Raw genomic sequence first — 25,023 nt, forward strand, 5'->3', positions numbered from 1 at the left:
GTTGCCCGACATGAAGATTAGTGAGACTTAAACCCTGCGGCTGTCATCAACATACGAAACAGCATACTGACCGCAGCCAGCGCCAGCACGCTTCCGCCCCAGATAATGGCCAGCCACATCAATCGTTTCCAGACAGGTTGTTGCATCAGTGATAACCCTCCCCATGCTGAACTTTTCCGCGAAACACGTAGTAACTCCAGAAGGTGTAGACCAGAATAATGGGAATGATCAATAACGCGCCCACCAGCATAAAGCCCTGGCTTTGCGTCGGCGCGGCGGCCTGCCACAGGGTGATTGACGGTGGAATGATATGCGGCCAGATGCTGATCCCAAGACCGCTAAAGCCGAGAAATATCAATCCTAACGTCAGGATGAATGGACGATTATGGCTTGCAGGATTATTGAGGCAACGCCACTGATACAGGCTCAGGAGCACCACCAGCACCGGAACAGGCAACAGATAGAACAGATTCGGCAGCGTGAACCAGCGCGCGGCGATGGCTGGTTGCGCCAGCGGTGTCCAGATACTGATTGCGGCAATGAAGGCCAGAAGAGCGATTAACAGTGTTCTGGATACCCCACGCATCCGCTGCTGAAGGGCATTTTCACTTTTCATCACCAGCCATGTAGAGCCTAACAGTGCATAGGCCACCACCAGACCGGCACCGCAGAACAGGTTAAACGCGGTGAACCAGTCAAAGGGCCCGCCAGTATAGGCCCGGCCAGTCACGGTAAAACCGTTGATCACTGCGCCCACCGTTACACCCTGGGTAAACGTAGCCAGAATTGAACCGCCAATAAACGCTTTATCCCAGAACGGGCGGTGGGCCGGCGTCGCTTTAAAACGAAACTCGAATGCTACGCCACGGAATATAAGTCCGATCAGCATTAATGTCAGCGGGATGGTGAGGGCATCAATGATCACCGCATAGGCCAGTGGAAATGCACCGAACAGGGCCGCACCGCCGAGCACCAGCCAGGTTTCATTTCCGTCCCAGACCGGGGCGACGCTGTTGACCATCACATCGCGATCGTCGGCGTTTTGTGTCGCCGGAAACAGGATACCTATCCCGAGATCAAAACCGTCCATCACGATATACATCAGTGTGGCGAAGACGATGATGACAAACCAGATAATGGAAAGATCGATACCCATTATGGCTGCTCCTTATGTTCAGTTGTGACGGCAGAAAGTGGGCGCGCCGGACGTCCATCTGATTCGGTGGCATAAGATTCATGAGGCTGCGGACCTTTCCTGATAAGGCGCACCATATAGCTGTAACCCACGCCAAACACCGAGGTATAAACGACGAAAAAGGCCAGCAAACTCACGCTCATATGCAGGTCACCATGCGCTGAAACCGCATCTTTCGTTCGCTGCAGACCGTAAACAACCCACGGCTGGCGGCCCACTTCGGTGGTGATCCATCCGGCCAGAATCGCAATCAGCCCGGATGGCCCCATCAACAGGGCAAACCACAGGAAAGGGCGAGAAGCGTAAACGCGCTTTTTATAGCGTAACCACAGAGCCACCACGCCAAGCAGAAGCATCAGCATGCCTAAGCCGGCCATAATGCGGAATGACCAAAAGACGATGGTCGAGTTCGGGCGGTCTTCCTTCGGGAACTCCTTGAGAGCCGGTACCTGTTTATCAAAGCTGTGCGTCAGGATAAGACTCCCCAGCGCCGGGATCTCAAGACCAAAGCGGGTGCGCTCCTGTTCCATATCAGGCCAGCCAAACAGCAGCAGCGGGGTGGGTTCACCTGGCGGATTTTCCCAATGGCCTTCAATGGCGGCGATTTTAGCGGGCTGGTGCTTTAGTGTGTTCAACCCGTGCATATCACCGACCATGGCCTGGATGGGGGCGACAATTAACGTCATCCACAGCGCCATAGAAAACATCGCCCGGATGGCAGGAGTATTATTCCCACGCAGCAGATGCCATGCCGCGGAAGCGCCGACAAACAACGCGCTGCTGAGGAACGCGGCTATCGACATATGCAGCAGGCGGTAAGGGAAGGAGGGGTTAAACACCACGGCGAACCAATCCACCGGCACGACCTGCCCGTTGACGATCTCATAGCCTTGCGGGGTCTGCATCCAGCTGTTTGATGAGAGGATCCAGAAGGTGGAGATAATGGTCCCCAGTGCCACCATGCAGGTGGCGAAGAAATGCAAACCAGGCCCGACTTTGTTCCAGCCGAAAAGCATCACGCCAAGGAAACCAGCCTCCAGGAAGAAGGCGGTCAGCACTTCATAGGTTAGTAGCGGGCCGGTAATGCTGCCTGCAAACTGCGAAAAACCACTCCAGTTGGTACCAAACTGGTAGGCCATCACCAACCCGGAGACAACGCCCATACCAAAGTTAACGGCAAAAATCTTCGACCAGAAATGGTACAGCGAGCGCCAGACCGGATTTTTGGTTTTCAGCCACAGGCCCTCCAGCACAGCAAGATAGCTGGCCAGACCGATGGTGATCGCCGGGAAAATGATGTGAAAGGATACGGTAAAAGCAAACTGTATCCGTGCAAGGTGAAAAGCATCCAAACCAAACATGCAAAACTCCGCGATGTAATTATGTCGATGCCATTCTAAGCCGCGCCAGCTCTGGGTTGCAGAAACAGACCTGACCTATTTACCTATAACAGTTTGCCCTACGTAAAATCTAATGTGCTTAGAGCCCACTTTCGGCAGCCGACCTCGCACGGGCAATTGCTCCGGCATTAAATATGGGATGCTCATAGTTATCAGTTACGTCACGTACGCGATAGATTTTCCACTTCCCATCTTCACGACGCATATACACTTCAAGATTAAGAAAGCCGGCATTCTCAATGCCAATTCTGACCGGAAGAACTACTCCATTCATGAATTGACGCGACACACCAACGGCAAGCCCCTTCACCCAGGACGGATCATAATCCTGAATATAGGCGTAATAATCTGACTCCACTATTTCCTGCTCAGGGATAGACTCTATCTCTTTAAGCCGATGCAGAGTATCAGCCGCAACGTACTCTCTCAGCTGAGGATATTCCCCATCACTTTCCGAAAAAAACATAAGATATGAAGAATAAAATTCCTGTGCCCGATCCGCAGCATTCTGCTGAGGCACAGACGTACAGGCGGACAATAATAATGCCAGAGTGATAATAATCCTCCTCATCATCGACTCATCCTGTAAATCTTAAAGGCGGGTTGTGCGCGGCGGTAACCAGGCCCGGGGTACATACTGAGCTGGTTAAAATCAGATATCCACTGTGTGCCGTCATACATGGTCATATGCCCGCTAGAGTTTCCTCCAGAATAAGGCTGAATCACAGCGACATCTCCGCTAAGCAGGGTCGAACCGGAAGGAACCTCTCTAAAACCAGCACGCAAAAGTATTGGTCCGTAATCCTTCGCATCATGTGTACGTTCAAGCTTAATGCCGCCAGCTACTATGGCTCGACGGGTAAACTTTGCGCATTCGTTGTGAGAGTGTCCAAACGCATGCGAACGGAGATAAGAAATAGCCGTGTCTTTATTCCAACTCATTCTTAGTTATCTCAAGTAAAGTAAGAACGAAATTCTTACGTGATTAGTGTTAAACCGCAGGGGTTAAATCGCTTCTGTTGATACTCCATTTTTTGTAAGGGCAGTAGGCAAGAAATGTTATTCAAAATGTTTGTATTTCATGGGGTTATGTTAGTATGAGTGGGGATTCTGTACATCAATATTTAAACCAGGGCTGAGCGTTACGGAATAAAAACACTATTTTTATGAATTTTCCGCATTAAACTGCTTGCTTTGTCTTCAACGTCATGCGTTAATGATCTTCTGGTTTTGAGTCCAAAAAAATATCTGACGTAGTTTTATAAAGCAGTCCTCATCACGTTGTGCCTCTCCGCAGCCGCTCCTGGTTCTCTTTCTACACTCCGATTAGTTTTTGTTTCAAACCACTATCGCCTGAAAGGCCCATTAGCAATTTACGTTTTAACGTTCACAGGAGAATCCTATGACTTCTTACATTCATTTCCGCTGCCCATGCTGTCATGGTTCGCAGTACCGTACCTCAGCCTTTGATGTGTCTGAGAAAAACCCGTTTGGCGCGAAATGCATTTTTTGCAAATCGCCGATGATTACGCTCGATCACCTGGCCGTTGCACATTCAGCCCAGAGCCACGTTATCGAGTACCGCAAGTAATCAACACCGCTTTTCATAACAGTTAGCAAAAACTTCTCTTTTTCTCCTGCTGATATACACTGTCGGCATTAAGGAGAATCTGATGAAAAAATACCAGCGTCTGGCGCAACAAATTATCTCGCAGATTGAGCTTGGCGTATGGTTGCCGGGCGATAAGTTGCCCTCTCTGCGCGAACAGGTGGTGAGCAGCGGCATGAGTTTTATGACCGTTGGCCACGCGTACCAGATGCTGGAAAGTCAGGGGCGCATTGTCGCCAGACCGCAGTCGGGCTATTACGTTGCCTCGCGCCCGACGACACAACAGCCTGCGCCGCCTGCCCAGGTGATGCGTGACGAAGTGGTCGATATCAATACCTATATCTTCGACGTATTGCAGGCCAGTCGCGATCCATCTGTTGTTCCTTTTGCTTCCGCGTTTCCCGATCCCCGACTTTTCCCGCTTCAGCAGCTTAACCGCTCGCTGGCGAATGTCAGTAAAACGGCGACCGCAATGAGCGTCATTGAAAATCTTCCTCCGGGTAATGTTGACCTTCGCCACGCCATTGCCCGGCGCTATGCCCAGCAGGGGATGAATATCTCACCTGAAGAGATCGTCATTACCGCTGGCGCGCTTGAAGCACTGAATCTCAGTTTGCAGGCAGTGACTGAGCCTGGGGATTGGGTGATCGTCGAGAATCCCTGTTTCTACGGCGCATTGCAGGCGCTGGAACGCCTGAAACTCAAGGCACTGTCGATTGCGACGGATGTCCGCGAGGGGATCGATCTGAATGCGCTTGAGCAGGCGCTGAATGAATACCCGGTAAAAGCCTGCTGGCTCATGACCAATGGGCAAAACCCGCTTGGCTTTACGCTGAGTGCCGAGAAAAAAGCGCATCTGGTTGCACTGTTAACGAAACATAACGTCACCCTGATTGAGGATGATGTCTATAGCGAGCTTTACTTTGGTCGGGAAAAACCGCTTCCAGCGAAGGCCTGGGATCGGGAGGACATGACGCTGCACTGCTCATCGTTTTCGAAATGTCTGGTGGCGGGGTTTCGTATCGGCTGGGTGGCGGCGGGAAAACATGCGCGACGCATTCAGCAGTTACAGCTGATGAGCACGTTATCGACCAGTTCTCCGATGCAACTGGCGCTGGTGGACTATCTGGCGACTAAACGTTACGACGCTCATCTTCGTCGCCTGCGGCGCACGCTGGCCGAGCGAAAGCAGCAGGCCTGGCAATCCCTTTTGCGGCATATGCCTGCCGGGGTCAAAATTCACCATAATGATAGCGGCTACTTTTTATGGCTGGAGCTTCCGGCGCAACTGGATGCAGGGCAGCTTAGTGAAAAGGCCTTAATTCACCACATTAGTATTGCCCCGGGAAAGATGTTTTCCACCTCTGACGCCTGGACGCCATTCTTTCGTTTTAATACATCCTGGGCATGGGGGGAGCGTGAAGAACAGGCGGTTATTCAGTTGGGGAAATTAATTAGCAGTATGCTGGAATAAACTTTTCTTACCTTCATTTAAATAATCATTCCTTATTCGTATGGCGGCACGACAAATATTTCGTGGCGCCATATCCCAGTAAATCCGCAAACCGTATGGCATTGCTAACTCCTTGTCTATAATCCAGTTAACGGGGAATGCGCCCTCGGTCACACCTTGATGAAATTTCCTTAAGCCGCACGGTGCGGCGCATTTACGCGGTCTACGTTTAATAAGGGAGATATTTTTACGGCACGGCTGCCGCTAAATTCCATTGCCACTGGAGTAACCCTTATGAGCAAAAAATTTACCCGCAGCAGCCTGTGTGCGCTCGGCATGACTATCATGACAGCGCAAGCCGCAGAACCACCAAAGGCTATCGGTGACGGGGAAGGACGACTGGATATTATTGCCTGGCCGGGATACATCGAACGAGGACAGACGGACAAAAATTATGACTGGGTAACCCAGTTTGAAAAAGAGACCGGATGCGCGGTCAACGTCAAAACGGCGGCCACGTCGGATGAAATGGTGAGCCTGATGGCGAAAGGGGGATACGACCTGGTCACCGCGTCGGGTGATGCTTCACTGCGTCTGATCATGGGGAAACGCGTTCAACCCATTAATCCCGACCTCATTGCCAACTGGAAAACCCTCGATTCACGGATTGTGAAAGGAGAATGGTTTAACGTAGGAGGCAAAGTCTACGGCACACCCTATCAGTGGGGGCCAAACCTGCTGATGTACAACACCAAAACCTTCCCGACACCGCCGGACAGCTGGAGTGTGGTCTTTACCAAACAGGATCTCCCGGACGGTAAAACCAATCAGGGGCGTGTGCAGGCGTATGACGGTCCGATTTACATCGCCGATGCCGCGCTGTTTGTCAAAGCCACTCAACCGCAACTGGGTATCACCGACCCGTACCAGCTCACTGAGAAACAGTATGCCACCGTACTCAAGGTGCTACGCGATCAGCATGCCTTAATCCACCGTTACTGGCATGACACGACCGTACAAATGAGTGACTTCAAGAATGAAGGCGTCGTTGCCTCCAGCGCCTGGCCTTATCAGGCGAATGCCCTGAAAGCTGAGAACCAGCCGATTGCCACCGTCTTCCCGAAAGAAGGGGTCACTGGCTGGGCGGATACCACCATGCTTCACGCCCAGGCAAAACATCCGATGTGCGCCTACAAATGGATGAACTGGTCGCTGACACCGAAGGTGCAGGGCGATCTGGCGGCATGGTTTGGCTCACTGCCTGTGGTTCCTGAGGGCTGTAAAGCCAGCACGCTGCTGGGTGAGAAAGGTTGCGAAACAAACGGATATAACGAGTTCGACAAAATCATGTTCTGGAAAACCCCTATCGCTGAAGGCGGCAAATTTGTGCCATACAGCCGCTGGACGCAGGATTACATCGCCATTATGGGCGGCCGTTAATCGCCCGGGAGCAGAACATGACGTATGCCGTAGAGTTTAATAACGTTTCCCGTCTGTACGGCGACGTACGGGCGGTGGATGGGGTTACCATTGCGATTCGTGACGGAGAATTTTTCTCTATGCTGGGGCCTTCGGGCTCCGGCAAAACCACCTGCCTGCGTCTGATAGCCGGTTTTGAACAGCTTTCGGGTGGTACGATCGCCATCTTTGGCAAAGAGGCGAGCGAACTTCCCCCGTGGGAGCGGGATGTGAACACCGTGTTCCAGGACTATGCGTTGTTCCCGCATATGTCGATCCTCGATAATGTCGCCTACGGGTTGATGGTCAAAGGTGTCGACAAGAAAAAACGCCATGCACAGGCCAGGGATGCTCTGGAAAAAGTAGGTTTAAGCTTTGCCGTAGCCCGTAAGCCCTCGCAACTTTCTGGTGGACAACGCCAGCGCGTTGCGATTGCGCGCGCGTTGGTTAATGAACCACGCGTCTTGCTGCTGGACGAACCTTTAGGCGCACTTGACCTCAAATTGCGCGAGCAGATGCAGTTCGAGCTGAAGAAGCTTCAGCAGGAACTGGGTATCACCTTTATTTTTGTCACCCACGATCAGGGTGAAGCCCTTTCCATGTCAGACCGGGTGGCAGTGTTCAATAACGGACGTATTGAGCAGGTCGATACACCACGCGATCTCTACATGCGCCCGCGCACCCCGTTTGTGGCAGGTTTTGTCGGGACCTCCAATGTCTTTGATGCTTGCCTGGCGCATAAAGTCTGTGGCCTGGAAGGCACTTACTCGCTACGTCCTGAGCATATTCGCCTTAATGAGAGTGGTGAAGTTCAGGTTCAGGGTGTCGTACAGGCGGTACAGTATCAGGGGGCGGCAACACGTCTGGAGCTCAAACTCGCTGATGGGGCAAAACTGCTGGTGAGCCAGGCCAACCTCAGTGATATCACGATGCTGAGTGGAGTTGAGCCGGGGCAGGCAGTGATGGCGTCGTGGTCACGGGATGCCATGATCCGTCTGTCTGAGGAGAGGTGAAATGGATATGAGTGTCGCTCATCCTCCCGCACCACGCAGCCGCTTAAGCCGTATCACGGCCCTGTTCTGGCGAAAGCCATCGCTCGGCTTGTTCCTGCTGCTGCTTGCTCCGCTGATGTGGTTTGGCATCGTCTACTTAGGTTCGCTCCTGACCCTGCTGTGGCAGGGGTTTTACACCTTTGACGACTTCACTATGGCGGTCACGCCGGATCTAACTCTGGCTAACATCCAGGCACTCTTCAACCCGGCAAACTACGATATCATCCTGCGTACGCTGATGATGGCAATAGCGGTCACCATTGCCAGTGCAATCCTGGCATTCCCGATGGCCTGGTATATGGCGCGTTATACGAGTGGTAAGTGGAAAGCATTCTTCTATATCGCGGTGATGCTGCCGATGTGGGCGAGCTATATTGTTAAAGCTTACGCCTGGACTTTACTGCTGGCGAAGGATGGCGTGGCGCAATGGTTTCTCAGCCATTTGGGGCTGGAGCCGATCCTGACCTCAGTGCTTACGCTACCGGCGATCGGTGGAAACACGTTGTCCACCTCCGGGCTCGGGCGGTTTCTGGTCTTCGTCTACATCTGGTTACCGTTTATGATCCTGCCCGTACAGGCAGCGCTGGAAAGGCTACCCGCTTCTTTACTGCAGGCCTCGGCCGATCTCGGTGCGCGTCCCCGTCAGACCTTTCGTTATGTCGTTTTACCGCTGGCAATCCCGGGCATTGCTGCAGGGTCAATATTCACCTTTTCCCTGACGCTGGGGGATTTCATTGTTCCACAGCTGGTGGGGCCGCCAGGCTATTTCATCGGGAACATGGTCTATTCCCAGCAAGGGGCGATCGGCAATATGCCCATGGCCGCGGCGTTTACACTGGTTCCCATCGTGCTTATCTCTCTCTATCTGGCGTTCGTGAAACGTCTGGGAGCATTCGATGCACTCTGAACGCGCACCGCTGTTCCTGAAAGTGGCAGCGTGGGGCGGGGTAATCTTCCTGCACTTCCCGCTGCTGATTATTGCGACCTATGCCTTTAACACCGAAGACGCTGCGTTCAGTTTCCCGCCACAAGGGCTGGCGCTGAAGTGGTTTAGCGTGGCGGCAGGGCGTGGCGATATCATTGAGTCAGTGACGTTGTCACTTCAAATTGCTGCCTTATCTACCGCAATTGCCCTCGTGCTTGGCATGCTTGCTGCAGCGGCACTGTGGCGCAGTGAGTTTTTCGGCAAAAACGCGATCTCGTTGCTGTTGCTGTTGCCGATTGCGCTACCGGGGATCATCACCGGTCTGGCGCTGCTGACAGCATTTAAGGCTATCAACCTCGAACCGGGATTTTTCACCATCGTGGTCGGACACGCTACCTTCTGTGTGGTGGTGGTGTTTAACAACGTCATTGCCCGGTTCAGGCGCACCTCCTGGAGTCTGGTTGAAGCGTCGATGGATCTGGGGGCTGATGGCTGGCAAACCTTCCGGTATGTCGTGCTGCCCAATCTAGGCTCAGCGCTATTGGCCGGGGGCATGCTGGCGTTTGCGCTATCGTTCGACGAGATCATTGTCACAACATTTACCGCGGGACACGAGCGTACGTTACCGCTGTGGTTACTCAATCAGCTCGGGCGTCCACGTGACGTGCCGGTCACCAACGTTGTTGCACTGTTGGTGATGCTGGTGACGACCATCCCCATTCTGGGAGCCTGGTGGCTAACCCGCGACGGTGAGAACATTGCCGGTAGCGGGAAATAACTTTAATTTCAACAGGATAATGCTATGCAAAAACATCTGCTGATAAAGGGTGAACTGGTTGCCGGAGAAGGAGAAAAACAGCCGGTTTATAACCCTGCCACCGGAGAGGTACTGCTGGAGATTGCTGAAGCCTCACCTGCTCAGGTTGATGCGGCCGTTCAGGCTGCGGATCGTGCTTTCAGCGACTGGGGGCAAACCACACCTAAAATGCGTGCTGAGTGCCTGCTGAAACTGGCTGATGTCATTGAGGCGCATGGTGAAGAGTTTGCCCGGCTTGAATCTCTCAACTGTGGCAAGCCGCTGCACTGTGTTCTGGGTGATGAAATTCCGGCCGTCGTCGACGTTTTTCGTTTCTTTGCCGGGGCCGCGCGTTGCCTGAACGGACTGGCCGCCGGGGAATATCTTGATGGCCATACCTCGATGATCCGTCGCGACCCGATTGGTGTTGTCGCCTCTATCGCACCGTGGAACTATCCGCTAATGATGGCTGCATGGAAGCTGGCACCTGCGCTGGCGGCCGGTAACTGTGTGGTAATCAAACCCTCTGAAATTACGCCACTGACAGCTTTAAAACTGGCAGAACTGGCGAAGGATATCTTCCCGGCAGGCGTTCTGAACGTGCTGTTTGGTCGTGGTAAAACGGTAGGAGACCCGCTGACCGGGCATGAAAAAGTGCGCATGGTCTCACTGACCGGCTCGATTGCTACCGGGGAACATATCATCGGGCATACCGCGTCTTCGATTAAACGCACCCACATGGAGTTGGGGGGTAAAGCGCCAGTTATCGTCTTTGATGATGCCGATCTCGATGCCGTTGTCGAAGGTGTTCGTACTTTCGGTTTCTACAATGCCGGACAAGACTGTACGGCAGCCTGTCGTATTTATGCTCAGAAGGGGATTTATGCCCGGCTTGTTGAAAAACTGGGTGCAGCAGTAGCCAGCCTCAAGATGGGTGCCCCGGAAGATGCCTCTACCGAGCTTGGGCCGCTGAGTTCGGCAGCCCATCTTTCACGGGTCTGTAAAGCTGTTGATGAGGCGAAAGCGCTCGGCCACATCCGTGTTGTCACGGGGGGCAGCAAAAAAGAGGGGACTGGCTACTACTTCCAGCCAACCCTGCTGGCGGGTGCAAAACAGGAAGACGCCATTGTCCAGCGCGAGGTGTTTGGTCCGGTGGTGAGCGTGACCGAGTTTGATGATGAAGCGCAGGTGCTGGCATGGGCCAACGACTCGCAATATGGTCTGGCATCATCAGTCTGGACTAAAGATGTCGGGCGCGCCCATCGCCTGAGCGCACGCCTGCAGTACGGATGCACCTGGGTGAATACCCACTTTATGCTGGTGAGCGAAATGCCACATGGCGGCATGAAATTGTCCGGATACGGAAAAGACATGTCGGTTTACGGGCTTGAGGATTATACGGTTGTCCGGCATGTCATGATTAAACACTAGCCACCATGCCCGGTCGCTTGCGCGGCCGGGTGTACTCTCATTTCGCCATTAATGTTGCGTAAAATACCCAATTGTTATTAGCCATGATTTTTAAGTGGTTATTCTGTAACGAAAAAACTTGATCTGTATCAACATATGACGCATATTGCGTGCGGTTATTTTTTCGGCTCTGGTATACAGAATGACGTTGTATCAAAAGATGTTGGTTTTTTACGCAATCATGGCTTCCATCTGCGCATTAATTACCTGGTTCCTCTCTAAAGACCGTAAACGTATACGCCTGCTGAGTGCTTTTCTGGTGGGGTCTACCTGGCCAATGAGCTTTCCCGTTGCGCTGCTGGTCTCGCTTTTCTGAAGCACGCTTCCAATTTTAAAAGATGAACATAGCATTCCAGATGTGATGACTGTATAAATACACAGCGCGTCATAAAAGGAGTGCTTATGAACAGTTTTTACTCACACCAGGCTGGTTGCACTGTGCGCTGGCACGATTTGCCGGGTGCTGACGATCCCGTCGTGTTCATTCACGGGTTGGGTTGCGCCTCTTCCTATGAATACCCCCGAGTCGTTCGTGATCCATTATTTAGCGCGCGCAGAGCCATTCTTATTGATTTGCCCGGTAGCGGTTACAGCGATAAGCCTGAGCACTACAGCTACAAAACCACTGACCAGGCGCGCGTAGTGGCGGAACTGATTGACCATCTTAAACTGAATGCCTTCTGGCTCTATGGTCACAGCATGGGTGGCAGCATTGCTATCGAAGCAGCGGGGCTGCTGGCACCGCTCGTCAGAGGGTTGATGGTGTCAGAACCCAATTTTCACGCAGGTGGCGGAGTGTTCAGCCGGTCTATCGCAGTGCAAACCGAGCAACAGTTTCTGGAGCGGGGTTATGATGCCATGCTCAGCGCAGAAACGACGGCGTGGGCGGGGTGCCTGCAGAGTAATGCCCCTTATGCCGTGTGGCGGGGCGCATCAAGCCTGGTGGAAGGTGTTGAACCCGAATGGGAAGCACAATTCCTGTCTCTGACGTGTCCGGTGACGTTGATTTTCGGCGAGCTGTCGCTGCCAGATAACGATGTGGATAATCTGAAGCAGAAGGGCGTTGAAGTGAAAATCATCCCTGCTGCCGGGCATTCAATGTCCTGGGAAAACCCGTCCGCGCTGGCACAGGCATTAGCAGAGTGCGTGGCAGCGTGATAATAGCCCGCATTGCTGCGGGCTAAAAAGATCAGCGCAATAATGCCTGCAGTGCCTGACGAGAGGCGGGCTGAACATCATGCGGATGCTGGTAATCAATGTTCTCTATCGCGCGGCTATAGAGTGCAACCAGCCAGTCGTAAACATACGCGGTAGCCGCATGTATGGGCTGTTCCCCCAGTCGGGTCAGACGGGGCTCTGCACTGTTCACCACTGGTGTGACAAAGATGGCCTGACCTTTACGGATGCGGCTTGCCGGACGTGCTGTGACAGGTGTCTGGTCGTAACCCAACCAGCCAACGAAATTACCCATCACGGCATGCAGTTGTGCGGCGCTACTTTTATCCGTTTCAACAATGCGCTGAAGTTGCTGAGGCAGGTTAAGCCGGTAGCTGGTTACCACCAGAACATCTGCGATTTGCTGCAACACCCCGGGATCCAGTCCAAGACGGGCAGCCGTGGCCTCATTGCGGCTCCATTGACGCAGATGATTTATCCACACTCTGTGTGCCAGACGCGCTTTGTCTTTTGTCTGGAACATGCCGGCACTTTCCTGCGCGTTATCGGCAAACAGGTCAATGGAATCCGTAAACAACCCATTAACTTGCTCCTCACGGGGTTGCTGAACGGCCAGCAGAGTTTCAAAGGCTTTAAGCGGAGGCAGAAGACCATCCAGCAGTTCGCCGTGGCGGGCGGCGCAGCCCTGTAGAGTACGCACCATACTTTCTGCACGGGTTCGTCTGGCTCCGGGGGCCTCAACCAGTGGCGTCAGATAGCTTTGCATCAGAGACGAAAGCTCCTGCTGCAGCAAGTTTTTCAGCGTACTGAGACGCTTCTGCCGCTGGGCGGGTAATGTGGCCTGAGACAACCACTCGATCACGCGCTGCATGCTGTGGCTGTCCAGTGCCTGGAGAGTGCCCCAACGTAAACCCGGTTTACCGAGCAGATGCTGTACGGCTTCATCGAGATTCTGCCGGGTGGTAAAACGAGCGTCATGAGGGGTAATTGCCCACACCAGACCCGGCAGGGCAGATTCTTCAGCAGGCTGTGTCTCTTTAACCCAGTTAATTAGCACTTTTGCTTTTTTGGCCGTCTGCTCGTGCTGAGCGGTGGCATTGCAAATAACCAGAACATCTGGCTGTAGCTGTTGACGGTAGTGCTCAAGCAGCCACTGTGATTTAGCCTGGCGTAACGGGTCGGCATTATTTTCTTCAAATACCGGGATATCGATAATATCCACATTATCCAGGGCGCTGTTCTCAACCGGTAACACCAGCTCACGGGTCAGGAAGGCAAGCACATCGACGGGTATGCTGATGGCATTGAGCATCTCACCGTTATTCAGTGGATGTAGCAGTGTCTCCTGCGCTTCCTGAAGGGTTAACGTACCGTCGTGCGTCAGGAACCCTTCACCGGGCAGGCCGAAGCTATCCACCAGCAGGCTAAGAGGCGCGGCAAGTTCGCTGGCATGGCTGGTCTGATGCAGCACATGGGCGAGTTTTAACCACTGTTGGGTCAACTCCTGTTGCTCACCCCAAAGCAGTGACCAGACACTGGCTCGCGTGCTGAGATCAAGGGAGGGTACCAGTTGGGCAAACTGATGCCACAGGGCATCATCAATTTGCTGTTTTGCGGCGGGTACCGTGTTCTGCCAGAAGCGGGCAATTGCCCCCACTTCCTGAGTCGTGATGCCAGGCACGCCCTGCGGCTGACGCAGGCCGCGCCATTTCTCCAGGCGCGTCTCAATGACAGCTTTATCCACCGCGCGCATCTGCGGGTGCAGCGTCGTGCGGGCAATAAACAGCTGTACCAGTTCGGCCTCGGTGACCAGGCTCAGACGCAGCGGAAACGCCTCGTCAAAAACATCTGCATGTTCCCGGGTGAAGCGGACGGCCATGTTTGTCAGGGCATGTCCCGGATTGATATGCGAAAAATAGTCAAAGGTACGCTGGCCCGGTGTCACGTTCAGGCGTCCGTTACCGCTACCGCACAGAGACAAAAGCAGGTGTGCTTTGGCACTCTGAGAATGGCCATAAAGCCCAATGCTGCTCTGGCGGGTCAGGGCATGTTCAATGGCTTGTTCCCGCACCTGCACCGCGTTGATGCGAGCAAGTAGGGCGTCGGCATCGTTATCCAGCACAGGGGCGTTCAGGCGCGTCTCATTAATCCACCCGATTAGGGCCTGAGTGGTGGTGATCGTCGCTGTCATTTCAGGTATACGCTCCCGCTGTCGATCCAGTAGTGGCTACCGCTATGACGGCGATCGGCCAGAGTATTCAGTTTGAAGGTTAACGCGTCAGGGGCAACCGGAGTTCCGTCCTGGAGCCAGGCATCGCTCAGCTCGAAGGACTCCGGGCCTTCCTGCTTGCTGCCACCGCAGAGTTTAAGCCGCACATTCAGCACACCATCACCTGCAATCGCTTTGGCCAGTTCAGCCGAGTTGATGCTGAGTGTATAGAGCGGCGTAGCCGGCCAGCGTGCGTTTGCCAGTTGGCGGAAGCCGAGGGTGACGTTACCGCGCAGCGGAAAGTGCAGACGCGCGTCGAGTTTCGCACCGGGTTTATCGAGATCGATATCCTGATACCAGACGTTCTCTTCGCGCAGGGTGTTGACCGTATTATCCAGCACACCCAGATACCGCACGGTTGAATACGCACCGATGTCTGCGGCTTTAAAGTTGAAGCGCGGCAGACGCAGATCAAGCGCCAGGCTGCAAAGCATCGCTCCCACGGCGGCGGTTGATTTGGGGTTGCCAATGCGCCCCTGCTGGCTGAACGGATACCACTCATGAACCTGGTATTTATCCAGCCAGACGATGCGATTGACTGGCACCGGCTGAAGATGACGAATCAACGCCTGAACGCCAGGCAGACAGCCAGGACGTCCGGTGATCAGCAGAATATCGCAGCTGTAATGGGATATCGCCTCACACACCGCGTGGAGCGGTGAGGCCAGCGTAAACTGGCCAGCCAGCATCGCATCCTGCATTTCACGGAAATTCACGTGCAGCGGAACGGTGAACAGATCGAACGTTTCAGAACCCGCTGGCAGGGCATGATCGATCGCCTGTTGCAGATAATTCATCACGTTGCGGGTCGGTTTTTGCGGCAGGAGATCACCAAAGGTGGCATGCAGGCCAGCCAGCGGATCGTCAATATCGCTCGATTCCCACGCGGCAAGAATGGCATGGCCAATCGGCATAAAGAGCTGAAGCGCCGTTTGCTGGCGTAATACTGCCTGGGTGTCAATTCGACCGGAGTCACCGAAGAGTGAAGCCATCAGCAGCGAGGCATCCGCAATACCCGATTTCTGCAGTTGCGTTTGCAGGGCGGGCAGTACATAGCGCTGAATCACATCAAGCAGGGTATCGTCACCCGCGACTTTAAACCCTTCACGGAACAGCAGTTGCGGCGTGATTTTAACGTTGTTACCCGAGCCATCATCAAGCTGATAATGGGTGATCGCCATATCCGTTGTGCCGCCACCAATGTCGATGGACGCGACGCGCAGTGAACGCCCCGGCTGAGCGCCAGGCTCAGGTTCACGATCCGGGCGGGCGAGGGAGGCAAAGAACGCCTCCGTCTGGCCGCCAAAACGAGAAATGGCTTCGTTATACAACCAGACCAGTTGACCGCAGCTGGCTTCATCCCACTCCATCTGGATTTCAGGAACCGGCACCACACTTTTTTCCTGCTGTTTACGGGTGGCGAAATCTTCATCCTGCGGGTGCCATCCCATTGCTTTCCAGACAATGGCGATCGCTTCGAACATGCGACGACGGAAAATCTCCCGCTCCTGCTTTGGCATGGCCGACGGCAGGGTCAGGATCAGGGTTCGTAACTGGCGCGGAGACGCCGGGAAGCCCAGACGTAAGCGCGTGGCGACGCTATTGATCTGCCCAAGTGCCTGCGCCAGCAGCTCGCACAACATGTGTGTCATCAGCGTGCTACGGCTGTACTGCGGTGAGAAGACTGGCAGTCGCTCGTCCTGCGGCAGTGTAAAGAGCGGCTCACCGTCATCGTTCATCAGGTTCATCAGCGGAAACGCGGTCGCCAGAGGTTCACGCTGGGTTTTGCTGTTCATCTGGCTAAAGCGCCAGTCCTGTACCACCGGTGTTTCATCCCACAGGTAGCGACGCGGGCTGGAGATGCCGCTGTTGCCTTCGGTTCCCAGGCGCTGGGTAGCCAGTTTCCGTGCTTCATCGCCGACACGGACAATCGAAGGCCAGACAAAGGCATCTTCACGACCGCTTTCAACCGAGAAGTGCTGCTTGCCAAAACGCGCTTCTGAGAACTCCAGGCGGCTGGTGAACAGGGGTTCATTGAGGAATTGTGGCTCGCTCAACGAACGGACCTGCAGCTCAGCAGTCTGGCGTAAACCATCGTTCGCATCCCCGTGGTCTTCAATAATCACGCCACAGGTATGGGTATTGCCGACATCGAGTATCAGGTCGACCGGAATAGCAGGAGTACTGAGCGTATGAGTGACAAATTTCACTTCCGGCACGGTAAGCTGCTCACCGAGCATGGTCAGCAGGTTGAGCCAGTGGGCCTGATATTCAAAACTACGCATTGCCTGTTGCAGGTCACGTTCAGAGCGGTTTTCAACACCGTCGGCATACTGGGTAAATGCCTCACGCAGCCAGCCGTCAATCCAGGTCTGGTCGAGGAAACTTTCCACTTCGTTATCCCGCCAGGCCAGAGCGAAGCGGGTTCCGTTCAGAATGTCGTTTTCGACCGGGGACAGCGCGGACGTGGCATGTTCGGCAATCTGGCTGTCAAGCGCAAGGGTAACGCGATGCGTGTGACCTGCCGTGTCGGGTTTATCAAGCTTACGCACCTGAACGCGAGCCCAGTTATCCGGGCCGTCGACAAAGGTCCGTGGCGGGTTGAAGCGCAGGAACGGAACAGGAAGCCAGACACCATCAAGGACCGCCAGTGACTGATGTAGCGCAATGGTGGTTTCCGGTTTCACCACTTCAGGCTGTCCACCGTTCATCCCGGGCAGAGTATAACGCCCGTTGACCAGGTCGAAATCGAGTCGCAAAAGGGGGCCGTTCGCGGTTTTCCGTACGAAGCGCCCGTTGCTGGCGGTGTCCTGCGGCGTCAGCCCGAAATCAAGGAACTGCACGCCGCTGTTAGCAATAAGCGTGACGCTTTGTTTATAGTCGCAAAGATTTACCAGCATAGGATCAGGCACCTGCTTTCTTGAACGTCAGTGGGACGACGGTGTTTGCATCATAACGAGCACGACATTCTGCGATATCGCTGGTGCCTGCTTTACAGGAAACTTCCGGCATCGGGTAGCGTGAACCGTCGGTGCAGCGGGCATTACCGCGACTCTTAATCATCAGTTCACCATTGCTGTGCAGCCCGGAGAAGATCTCTGCGCGGCAGACAATGTTGTCGCCATGTACCACACGGGCGAAACCTTTGTTGTTCTGGATCTGATAGCGCAGTGACGGTGGCTTACCGGTCACCGGATCTTTCACATCGAGGATGGCGCGCCAGGTCCCGTTGAGGAAGCGCGTCGATCCCGCTTTCACTTGCTGACCTTCCATGACCATCGCATCTTTCGGGATCGCGACGATAACGACCGGGGCGGGCGCTGGTGCAGGAGCAGGAGCAGGTTCTTTTTCTTTGCTTGCCACTACTTCAGCCTGATGCAACGGTAATTTCATCGCCAGTGGTTCAACCGCTTTGATCGGTTTCGGCGCAATTTCTACAGGCGCTGGCATAGGTGCAGGTGCTGGCTGCGCGGAAGGGGCCTGTTTTGGCCACAGCAGCGGTGCGGTAATGGCGGCAACGATCACGGCGGCAACGGGCAGCGTCCACAGCGGGATACGACGCTTTTTCACAACGGTTGTCGGGGCTGGTTCCTGTGCAGGTTGTGGTTGTGTCGCGACTGGAGCTGGTTCTGGCTCATACAGATCCTCCGGCGTAATGCGCACCATCGTTGACGGTGCAATCAGTGGCTCGTCTGCTTGTTCGAAGGTGATGACCGGTTCCGGCTCAGGTTCTGGTTCAGGATCTTCAATCACAACGGGGGCGGGCTCAGGGATCAGTGATTCGCGCAGGCAGTCGAGGACATCGTCGCGCGCATTTTCGTTCAGGTTTACAAAACCCCAGAAGCTAATGACCGGTTTTCCCTCGACCAGGAAGAGAAAGTTTTCCCCTGGAAACTGGAACGCTTTTGACAACAGTGAGCCAAAAAGCTGCTGTGCTGTTTTCGGTGACTGGAGGCACTTCTTACTCAACGACTCGACGCTGGCAAGCGTATTTTCCAGATAGCGCAGGGCGCGAAAACGGTCGTCTTCATCGGCCGCTTTCCAGCTGGTAACACTCCCCTCTATCGGGGAATACCAGTCTACACGGTCGCCGTTATCGTTGACCTGTGGAATGGCCAGACAGTCGACAATGGCCTGTTGTTTGCGCAACCGGAGCGCTTCCCGGATTTGTAACGCTGATTCAAAAACGGCTTGTCCGCCGCCGCCAACGGCCTGAAAGTCATCCAGATTACCGCTGCGTAAAAGAGTTTTTGCCACGATTTGATCCCATATACTTCTTCACACCGTTACTTTAACGAAATGAGGAAGCAAACAAACGGAGGAAGAGACGCTAAAAGCGCCGATTTCTTGCGGCATAGAAAGTGACGGTTGTGCTTGACGGATATTGGCACTTAAGGCAAATCAACCATTTCTGCATTGACTGCAAAACCAGCGAAAAACGCGACTTTAGAATAACCTGATAGTGTTTCGTTATTTGCCAGGTCATAAAGGCTGTGCTGTTATTACTGTCCAATATAATAAAACATCCAGGGTTATAACCATGTCTACAGGGAAAACACTGCTCGCCCTTGCGCTGAGCACTCTTTTACCAGCAGGTGCAGCATTGGCGGCAAATAATGACACCATCATTTACTGCTCTGAAGCCTCACCCGAGTCATTCAACCCGCAAATCGCCAGCTCCGGCCCGTCTTTCGTGGCCAGCTCTCAGGTGTTGTATAACCGCCTGATCAATTTCGACCCGGTGAAAAATACGCCGGTTCCGTCGCTGGCGGAGTCCTGGACCATATCACCGGACGGTAAGACCTATACGTTTACTCTGCGTAAAGGGGTGAAGTTCAACAGCAATAAATACTTCAAACCGACCCGTGACTTTAACGCCGATGACGTCATTTTCTCCGTCATGCGTCAGAAAGACCCTAAGCATCCTTTTCACAACGTCTCGCAGGGCAACTACGAATACTTTAATGACGTCGGCCTCGATAAACTGATTCAGGATGTTAAAAAGGTCGATGATTACCATGTTCAGTTCACCCTGAGTGAGCCCAACGCCGCATTCCTTGCCGACTGGGGAATGGATTTTGCCTCGATTCTCTCCGCTGAATACGCCGACGCGATGCTGAAAAAAGGCACGCCGGAGAACGTGGATACCTGGCCGATCGGTACCGGACCTTATGTGCTGCAGCAGTACAAAGTGGATTCACTGATCCGCTATGTCGCTAACCCTAACTACTGGGAGGGTGCAGTTCCGACCAAACACCTGATCTTCTCTATCACACCAAATGTGGAAACGCGTCTGGCGAAATTGCAGACCAACGAATGCCAGATCATTCCTGCACCGTCCCCGGTACAATTTGATGTGATTAAAAACAACAAAGACCTGACACTGCACTCTGTTGATGCGTTGAACGTCGGCTATCTGGCGTTTAATACCGAGAAAAAACCGTTTGATAATGTGCTGGTTCGTCAGGCGCTGAACTACGCAACTGACAAGAAAGCCATCGTCAATGCGGTCTTTATGGGCTCGGGTACGGTGGCAAAATCACCAATTCCGCCAAACATGATGGGCTTTAATAAAGACCTGAAGGACTACAGCTACGACCCTGAAAAAGCGAAAGCTCTGCTGAAACAGGCCGGGCTGGAGAAGGGCGTGGAAGTGACGCTGTGGTCAATGCCGGTGCAGCGTCCGTATAACCCTAATTCACGCCGTATCGCGGAGATGATCCAGAGCGACTGGGCGAAAGTCGGCGTGAAGGCCAAAATTGTCTCTTACGAGTGGGGCGAATACCTCTCCGGCATGCGTAAAGGTGAGCATGACTCTGCGCTGTTCGGCTGGATGTCCGATAACGGTGACCCGGACAACTTTGCCGACGTACTGCTGGGGTGCAATAGCATTAAAACGGGGTCAAACGCAGCACGCTGGTGCGATAAGGGGTATGATTCCCTGGTGCAAAAAGCGAAGCTGACCAGCAACCCGGCTGAGCGCGCGAAACTCTACGGGCAGGCGCAGGAGATTTTCTACCAGCAGGCACCGTGGATCGCACTGGCGAACGGGAAAACGTTCTACGCAACCCGCAGCAACGTGACGGGTTACAGCGTGAGCCTGATGGGCAGTGATTTCTCTAAAGCGAAGCTGAACTAAGCGTTCTATTGCCGGGTGGCGGCTATGTCTTACCCGGCCTACCTTTGGCACCTGAAAGGAGTGACAATGTCACATTTAAACGAAGTGATCACCCGTGTGGATGCCGCGATCGACGAAGGCGTTATCACCCACATGAATGAACTGCTCATTACACTGAGCGATGACGATGAGCTGAGCCGTGAAGATCGCTACACCCAGCAGCAACGTCTGCGTACCGCGATTTCACACCACGGTAAGCAGCATAAAGAGGAGCTGGAAGCGCGACAGGAACAACTAACGAAAGGCGGCACCATTCTGTAGCGATCAAAACTGGCGTCGCGCGACCAGCCAGGCACCCACGACCAACATCACCGCGCCGCACACCGGGCCGATCAGGGCGCGTAGTGGTATGCCGTTGCTTCTCAGCACGTCCATCACCAGCCCGCCGATCAACTGGCTTGCCACCAGCACAGCGATGGTCGTCGCCGCGCCTACGTTCTGGTATCCGCTGATACTGGCAAACACGAAAAACGAACCCAGCAACCCCGGGATCAGCGTCCACCAGCGCACCGTTGCGGCCAGCTCGCTAAATCCGGCGAAGCCCTGTTTCAGCAGCAGAATGCTGACAAACAGCACAATGCCGACCAGTGAATTCAGCAGCATCGCGATAAGAATAGTGGAGGAGGACTGGGTGATGCGCACCATTAAGGTATTTTGCACCACCAGACCGATTCCCGCCGCCACCAGAAAAGCCAGCGTCAGAGATTGATTCATGAGATTGCGTCCGGGTCGCTGCGCTCATCCAGCTGCAGCTGCATAAAGGTTAAGTCCAGCCAGCGACCAAACTTGGTACCCACCTGCGGCATTTGACCCGTCGTCACAAAACCGAGCGTTTCATGAAGATGAATCGAGGCATGGTTTTGCGCTTCGATGCCTGCGACCATAACGTGTTTGCCGATGGCACGGGCTTCGTTAATCAGCGCTTTCATCAATGTGCGACCAATCCCTTTGCCCTGATGGTCCGGGTGAACATAGACCGAATGTTCTACCGTATGACGAAAACCGTCAAAGGCGCGCCAGTCACCAAAAGAGGCATAGCCCGTGATAACACCGTCTTCTTCACTGACCAGTACCGGGTAACCTGCAAGCGTGCGTGCCTCAAACCAGGCAATACGGTTATCGGTATCGACGGTCTTATCGTTCCAGATCGCGGCAGTGTGCAACACCGCGTGGTTGTAAATTTCTCCTATCGCAGCGCAGTCTTCTTTGCAGGCATGACGAACGATCATGATGAAACCTCTGTGTGTTGTTTACTATAGTGTTACGGTGTGGCTACGATATTACACAACTGTATCGCCAGATAGCTACGACATAAGCCATATTTTTTTGTTATCAAAAGCCCATTGAAATGCCGTCCATACACTATAGTATGACGTCATGAACACCATAACAGACACCATGAATCAACGGATTAGCGCAAGAATTCGCCTTGAACGCGAGTCTCGCGGATGGTCTTTGAGCGAGCTTGCTGACCGGGCAGGTGTTTCGCGTGCCATGATCCACAAGATAGAACGTGGGGACAGTAGCCCTACGGCAACGTTGCTTGCCCGCTTGTCGGGGGCTTTTGGCATCAGCATGTCGACGCTGATTGCCAGAGCCGAGATGCAAGAGGGAAAACTACTGCGCCTCGCCAACCAGCCCGTCTGGCGCGACCCACAAACGCATTACCTTCGTCGCCACGTTTCTCCCCGCACTGATCTTCCCATCGACCTTGTTCAGGTTGAACTCCCGGCGGGGAGCGATGTGCCTATGCCAGCATCTTCTTATGCGCTGGCTCGTCAACTTATCTGGCTACAAACGGGTGAGCTGGTGTTCCAGGAAGGCGATACGCGCCACGAAATGCAGGCCGGTGACTGCCTGGAACTGGGGCCGCCTAATGACTGTCGGTTCATCAACGAAACGAATGAAACCTGCATCTATCTGGTCGTACGGCTTAACCAGTCTGGCTCGTAATGTTAAAGCGATAACGCCGATCGTGAGCCAGGCTGTAATGACATTTGAACCAGAAGGAGTTTCTGATGAATCAATCTGTGTCGCATAACCGCCGCTGGGTACTGGCCTCCCGTCCGCAGGGTGCTCCGGTCGCGGAGAATTTTCGTCTGGAGGAACAACCCGTTCCTGCGCCTGTTGAGGGGCAGCTTTTGCTCCGTACGGTCTGGCTGTCGCTGGACCCTTACATGCGTGGCCGCATGAGCGATGCACCATCCTATTCACCGCCAGTTGAGATTGGTGCGGTGATGGTAGGGGGGACGGTCAGCCGCGTTGAGCAGTCAAACCATCCCGACTTCAAAGCCGGAGAATGGGTGCTGAGCTACAGCGGCTGGCAGGAGTATGAACTCTCGGACGGCAGCGGTCTGGTCAAACTGGGTGAAAATCCGTCTCATCCTTCCTGGGCGCTGGGTATTCTGGGTATGCCAGGCTTTACTGCCTACATGGGGTTGCTGGATATCGGGCAACCTGAAGCGGGTGAAACGTTGGTGGTTGCTGCCGCGACAGGCCCGGTTAGCGCGACCGTTGGACAGATTGGCAAAATCAAAGGTTGCAGGGTGGTCGGCGTGGCCGGCGGTGCAGAAAAATGCCGCCATGCGGTTGAGGTCCTCGGGTTTGACCTCTGTCTGGATCACCACGCTGCGGATTTTGCCGATCAACTGAAAAAAGCCTGCCCGAAAGGGATTGATGTTTATTATGAAAACGTCGGCGGGAAAGTCTTTGACGCCGTGCTGCCGTTACTGAATACTTCCGCGCGCGTACCGGTGTGTGGTCTGGTAAGTGGCTACAATGCGACGGGCCTGCCTGACGGACCGGATCGTTTGCCGCTCCTGATGGCGACCATTCTGAAGAAACGCATTCGTATGCAGGGCTTTATCATTGGCCAGGACTATGGGCACCGTATTAAAGAGTTCCAGCAAGAGATGGGGCGCTGGGTGCAGGAAGGTAAAATTCACTATCGTGAACAGGTGACCAACGGGCTGGAGAACGCGCCTGAGGCGCTGATTGGCCTTCTCGAAGGGCGAAACTTCGGCAAAGTCGTGATTCGCGTCGCGGCCGACAATAAATAAACCACACTATGGCGGGGTTTCCCGCCATATTTATTTGTGAAGATACGATATATTGTCTTTAATTAACTGACATGGCTTTTCGCGCCATCATCCCGGATGAGCCCGAAAACGAAAAAAACAAATTTTGCACGTTTTGATGTTTTTACGTACTTCCCACCACCAGGCATGACGATACAGGATATATCGGACCGGCGTCGTTTTATTAAAACTGACGTTTAAAAAATAGCATTGAGCTTTAGCTACAGGAATTGAACATGCTTGATTTGGATCATTTAGAAAAAGCGCAAAGGATCAGTCTTACCATGCAAGTTGAACTCAGTTTGAAAGGAGCGTTAATTACAGGCTCACTCAAACCTGGGGCACGACTGATTACCAAAGAGATCGCCGATAAATTAGGCACCAGTATTACCCCGGTTCGTGAGGCGCTTTTGCGTCTGGTATCATCAGGGGCGTTACATGCCACGCCTGCACAGGCATTTCTGGTGCCTGAGGTGACGCTGGAGCGTTATAACGAGATCAATGCCATCAGAAAACAACTTGAGCCGATGGCGGTTGCCGCAGCGTGTCAGAATATGTCTGACGGCAAGCTGGACGTGCTGCACAAATTGTCGGACGATTTTCATAACGCAATGCGCAATGGTAACGTTCAGCAGGCATTGCATGCGAATCGTATCTTCCGGTTTACGCTTTATCAGTATGCGGAAATGCCTACGCTCAATGCCTTAATTGAACAGTTGTGGGTCCGCATCGGGCCGTGCATTAACTATCTGCACCAGGAACTCAACGACATCAAGGTGTCGACATATCACTATGATGAGCTACTTGCGGCCCTTGAGCGACGGGATGTGGGTGACTGCCAGAAGGCGATTGATAAGTTGATTGATGAAGCAAATTCTCTTTTACAGCGACAATATTTTAACTAAGAGATTATTTAACACAGCGACTATATACCGCAGCTAATTATTTATTCGGTTAATAACTCC

General features: G+C 53.7%; 24 protein-coding genes. 14 read left to right on the forward strand and 10 right to left on the reverse strand.

From position 1 onward, the window contains the following. Window positions 1–17 precede the first annotated feature (17 nt). From HED65_RS01390 to HED65_RS22590, 5 genes are all read right to left on the reverse strand, one after another. A complete protein-coding gene (locus HED65_RS01390; RefSeq protein WP_114977099.1) occupies window positions 18–146 on the reverse strand; it encodes a DUF2474 domain-containing protein in 129 nt (42 codons plus the stop codon). Further along, entirely contained in the window at window positions 146–1,156 is a 1,011-nt protein-coding gene (cydB, locus tag HED65_RS01395) for a cytochrome d ubiquinol oxidase subunit II (protein WP_114977100.1), read from the reverse strand. The genes HED65_RS01390 and cydB overlap by 1 nt, the downstream gene beginning before the upstream one ends. Next, window positions 1,156–2,556: a cytochrome ubiquinol oxidase subunit I gene (locus HED65_RS01400; RefSeq protein ID WP_114977101.1), complete on the reverse strand. Its 1,401-nt coding sequence runs from the start codon at window positions 2,554–2,556 to the stop codon at window positions 1,156–1,158. Before HED65_RS01400 ends, cydB begins: the two co-directional genes overlap by 1 nt. Before the next feature lie 118 nt (window positions 2,557–2,674). Further along, window positions 2,675–3,169, reverse strand: a complete 495-nt coding sequence (locus HED65_RS01405) for a DUF3828 domain-containing protein (RefSeq protein WP_223256797.1) — start codon at window positions 3,167–3,169, stop codon at window positions 2,675–2,677. Then, window positions 3,166–3,537, reverse strand: coding sequence for a hypothetical protein (locus HED65_RS22590; protein WP_114977102.1), 372 nt, complete (start codon window positions 3,535–3,537; stop codon window positions 3,166–3,168). Before HED65_RS22590 ends, HED65_RS01405 begins: the two co-directional genes overlap by 4 nt. Before the next feature lie 460 nt (window positions 3,538–3,997). On the opposite strand from HED65_RS22590, the gene ymcF reads away from it, so the two are divergent. From ymcF to HED65_RS01450, 9 genes are all read left to right on the forward strand, one after another. Next, a complete protein-coding gene (ymcF, locus tag HED65_RS01410; RefSeq protein ID WP_114977103.1) occupies window positions 3,998–4,186 on the forward strand; it encodes a cold shock small protein YmcF in 189 nt (62 codons plus the stop codon). An 82-nt stretch (window positions 4,187–4,268) separates the two neighbouring features. Then, window positions 4,269–5,678 (forward strand): aminotransferase-like domain-containing protein, encoded by a 1,410-nt coding sequence (locus tag HED65_RS01415; protein WP_114977104.1) that lies wholly within the window; start codon window positions 4,269–4,271, stop codon window positions 5,676–5,678. A 273-nt stretch (window positions 5,679–5,951) separates the two neighbouring features. After that, complete coding sequence (gene ydcS, locus HED65_RS01420; protein WP_114977105.1) at window positions 5,952–7,097, forward strand: putative ABC transporter substrate-binding protein YdcS; 1,146 nt, start codon at window positions 5,952–5,954, stop codon at window positions 7,095–7,097. 17 nt (window positions 7,098–7,114) lie between these two features. Further along, a complete protein-coding gene (locus tag HED65_RS01425; protein ID WP_114977106.1) occupies window positions 7,115–8,128 on the forward strand; it encodes an ABC transporter ATP-binding protein in 1,014 nt (337 codons plus the stop codon). Window position 8,129: 1 nt separating this feature from the next. Further along, window positions 8,130–9,074, forward strand: coding sequence for an ABC transporter permease (locus tag HED65_RS01430; protein WP_114977107.1), 945 nt, complete (start codon window positions 8,130–8,132; stop codon window positions 9,072–9,074). Then, the gene (locus HED65_RS01435) at window positions 9,064–9,870 is read left to right on the forward strand and encodes an ABC transporter permease (RefSeq protein ID WP_114977108.1); all 807 of its coding nucleotides are present in this window, start codon (window positions 9,064–9,066) and stop codon (window positions 9,868–9,870) included. Before HED65_RS01430 ends, HED65_RS01435 begins: the two co-directional genes overlap by 11 nt. A gap of 24 nt (window positions 9,871–9,894) precedes the next feature. Further along, window positions 9,895–11,319 (forward strand): aminobutyraldehyde dehydrogenase, encoded by a 1,425-nt coding sequence (gene patD, locus HED65_RS01440; RefSeq protein WP_114977109.1) that lies wholly within the window; start codon window positions 9,895–9,897, stop codon window positions 11,317–11,319. A 181-nt stretch (window positions 11,320–11,500) separates the two neighbouring features. Further along, window positions 11,501–11,674: a GhoT/OrtT family toxin gene (locus HED65_RS01445; RefSeq protein ID WP_013096478.1), complete on the forward strand. Its 174-nt coding sequence runs from the start codon at window positions 11,501–11,503 to the stop codon at window positions 11,672–11,674. Window positions 11,675–11,760: 86 nt separating this feature from the next. Beyond that, window positions 11,761–12,516 (forward strand): alpha/beta fold hydrolase, encoded by a 756-nt coding sequence (locus HED65_RS01450; RefSeq protein ID WP_114977110.1) that lies wholly within the window; start codon window positions 11,761–11,763, stop codon window positions 12,514–12,516. Window positions 12,517–12,547: 31 nt separating this feature from the next. Here HED65_RS01450 and HED65_RS01455 read toward each other — a convergent pair whose 3' ends face one another. Genes HED65_RS01455 through HED65_RS01465 form a run of 3 tightly spaced genes read right to left on the reverse strand, consistent with a single transcriptional unit; the run spans window position 12,548 to window position 19,060 of the window. After that, window positions 12,548–14,725, reverse strand: a complete 2,178-nt coding sequence (locus tag HED65_RS01455; RefSeq protein WP_114977111.1) for a virulence factor SrfC family protein — start codon at window positions 14,723–14,725, stop codon at window positions 12,548–12,550. Next, window positions 14,722–17,703 (reverse strand): virulence factor SrfB, encoded by a 2,982-nt coding sequence (locus HED65_RS01460; protein WP_114977112.1) that lies wholly within the window; start codon window positions 17,701–17,703, stop codon window positions 14,722–14,724. The genes HED65_RS01455 and HED65_RS01460 overlap by 4 nt, the downstream gene beginning before the upstream one ends. A 4-nt stretch (window positions 17,704–17,707) precedes the next feature. Continuing rightward, window positions 17,708–19,060 (reverse strand): SrfA family protein, encoded by a 1,353-nt coding sequence (locus HED65_RS01465; protein ID WP_114977113.1) that lies wholly within the window; start codon window positions 19,058–19,060, stop codon window positions 17,708–17,710. A 283-nt stretch (window positions 19,061–19,343) separates the two neighbouring features. Here HED65_RS01465 and HED65_RS01470 point away from each other — a divergent pair, with 283 nt between their 5' ends. Beyond that, a complete protein-coding gene (locus HED65_RS01470; protein WP_114977114.1) occupies window positions 19,344–20,942 on the forward strand; it encodes an ABC transporter substrate-binding protein in 1,599 nt (532 codons plus the stop codon). Window positions 20,943–21,008: 66 nt separating this feature from the next. Then, window positions 21,009–21,242, forward strand: coding sequence for a YdcY family protein (locus HED65_RS01475; protein ID WP_114977115.1), 234 nt, complete (start codon window positions 21,009–21,011; stop codon window positions 21,240–21,242). A gap of 3 nt (window positions 21,243–21,245) precedes the next feature. On the opposite strand, the gene HED65_RS01480 is transcribed toward HED65_RS01475, so the two are convergent. Both HED65_RS01480 and HED65_RS01485 read right to left on the reverse strand, forming a co-directional pair. Next, the gene (locus HED65_RS01480; RefSeq protein WP_114977116.1) at window positions 21,246–21,695 is read right to left on the reverse strand and encodes a DMT family transporter; all 450 of its coding nucleotides are present in this window, start codon (window positions 21,693–21,695) and stop codon (window positions 21,246–21,248) included. Then, the gene (locus HED65_RS01485; RefSeq protein ID WP_114977117.1) at window positions 21,692–22,210 is read right to left on the reverse strand and encodes a GNAT family N-acetyltransferase; all 519 of its coding nucleotides are present in this window, start codon (window positions 22,208–22,210) and stop codon (window positions 21,692–21,694) included. The genes HED65_RS01480 and HED65_RS01485 overlap by 4 nt, the downstream gene beginning before the upstream one ends. 148 nt (window positions 22,211–22,358) lie before the next feature. Between HED65_RS01485 and HED65_RS01490 the strand changes: the two genes are divergently transcribed. From HED65_RS01490 to HED65_RS01500, 3 genes are all read left to right on the forward strand, one after another. After that, a complete protein-coding gene (locus HED65_RS01490) occupies window positions 22,359–22,934 on the forward strand; it encodes a helix-turn-helix domain-containing protein (RefSeq protein WP_114977118.1) in 576 nt (191 codons plus the stop codon). A gap of 65 nt (window positions 22,935–22,999) precedes the next feature. After that, window positions 23,000–24,040: an NADPH-dependent curcumin/dihydrocurcumin reductase gene (curA, locus tag HED65_RS01495; RefSeq protein ID WP_114977119.1), complete on the forward strand. Its 1,041-nt coding sequence runs from the start codon at window positions 23,000–23,002 to the stop codon at window positions 24,038–24,040. Window positions 24,041–24,294: 254 nt separating this feature from the next. Continuing rightward, on the forward strand, window positions 24,295–24,963 hold the full coding sequence (locus HED65_RS01500) for a GntR family transcriptional regulator (RefSeq protein WP_114977120.1): 669 nt from the start codon (window positions 24,295–24,297) through the stop codon (window positions 24,961–24,963). The last annotated feature ends 60 nt before the right edge of the window (window positions 24,964–25,023 follow it).

This window comes from Pantoea sp. LS15, from assembly GCF_012241585.1.
GTDB lineage: Bacteria > Pseudomonadota > Gammaproteobacteria > Enterobacterales > Enterobacteriaceae > Enterobacter.

Coding starts and splice junctions, on each gene's coding strand:
- HED65_RS01430 (WP_114977107.1), top strand. CDS start 8,130: ATGGATATGAGTGTCGCTCATCCTCCCGCACCACGCAGCCGCTTAAGC.
- HED65_RS01460 (WP_114977112.1), bottom strand. CDS start 17,703: ATGCTGGTAAATCTTTGCGACTATAAACAAAGCGTCACGCTTATTGCT.
- HED65_RS01415 (WP_114977104.1), top strand. CDS start 4,269: ATGAAAAAATACCAGCGTCTGGCGCAACAAATTATCTCGCAGATTGAG.
- HED65_RS01400 (WP_114977101.1), bottom strand. CDS start 2,556: ATGTTTGGTTTGGATGCTTTTCACCTTGCACGGATACAGTTTGCTTTT.
- HED65_RS01500 (WP_114977120.1), top strand. CDS start 24,295: ATGCTTGATTTGGATCATTTAGAAAAAGCGCAAAGGATCAGTCTTACC.
- HED65_RS01475 (WP_114977115.1), top strand. CDS start 21,009: ATGTCACATTTAAACGAAGTGATCACCCGTGTGGATGCCGCGATCGAC.
- patD (WP_114977109.1), top strand. CDS start 9,895: ATGCAAAAACATCTGCTGATAAAGGGTGAACTGGTTGCCGGAGAAGGA.
- HED65_RS01480 (WP_114977116.1), bottom strand. CDS start 21,695: ATGAATCAATCTCTGACGCTGGCTTTTCTGGTGGCGGCGGGAATCGGT.
- ydcS (WP_114977105.1), top strand. CDS start 5,952: ATGAGCAAAAAATTTACCCGCAGCAGCCTGTGTGCGCTCGGCATGACT.
- HED65_RS01445 (WP_013096478.1), top strand. CDS start 11,501: ATGACGTTGTATCAAAAGATGTTGGTTTTTTACGCAATCATGGCTTCC.
- HED65_RS01450 (WP_114977110.1), top strand. CDS start 11,761: ATGAACAGTTTTTACTCACACCAGGCTGGTTGCACTGTGCGCTGGCAC.
- HED65_RS01425 (WP_114977106.1), top strand. CDS start 7,115: ATGACGTATGCCGTAGAGTTTAATAACGTTTCCCGTCTGTACGGCGAC.
- ymcF (WP_114977103.1), top strand. CDS start 3,998: ATGACTTCTTACATTCATTTCCGCTGCCCATGCTGTCATGGTTCGCAG.
- cydB (WP_114977100.1), bottom strand. CDS start 1,156: ATGGGTATCGATCTTTCCATTATCTGGTTTGTCATCATCGTCTTCGCC.
- HED65_RS01490 (WP_114977118.1), top strand. CDS start 22,359: ATGAACACCATAACAGACACCATGAATCAACGGATTAGCGCAAGAATT.
- HED65_RS01405 (WP_223256797.1), bottom strand. CDS start 3,169: ATGATGAGGAGGATTATTATCACTCTGGCATTATTATTGTCCGCCTGT.
- HED65_RS01470 (WP_114977114.1), top strand. CDS start 19,344: ATGTCTACAGGGAAAACACTGCTCGCCCTTGCGCTGAGCACTCTTTTA.
- HED65_RS22590 (WP_114977102.1), bottom strand. CDS start 3,537: ATGAGTTGGAATAAAGACACGGCTATTTCTTATCTCCGTTCGCATGCG.
- HED65_RS01435 (WP_114977108.1), top strand. CDS start 9,064: ATGCACTCTGAACGCGCACCGCTGTTCCTGAAAGTGGCAGCGTGGGGC.
- HED65_RS01485 (WP_114977117.1), bottom strand. CDS start 22,210: ATGATCGTTCGTCATGCCTGCAAAGAAGACTGCGCTGCGATAGGAGAA.
- curA (WP_114977119.1), top strand. CDS start 23,000: ATGAATCAATCTGTGTCGCATAACCGCCGCTGGGTACTGGCCTCCCGT.
- HED65_RS01455 (WP_114977111.1), bottom strand. CDS start 14,725: ATGACAGCGACGATCACCACCACTCAGGCCCTAATCGGGTGGATTAAT.
- HED65_RS01390 (WP_114977099.1), bottom strand. CDS start 146: ATGCAACAACCTGTCTGGAAACGATTGATGTGGCTGGCCATTATCTGG.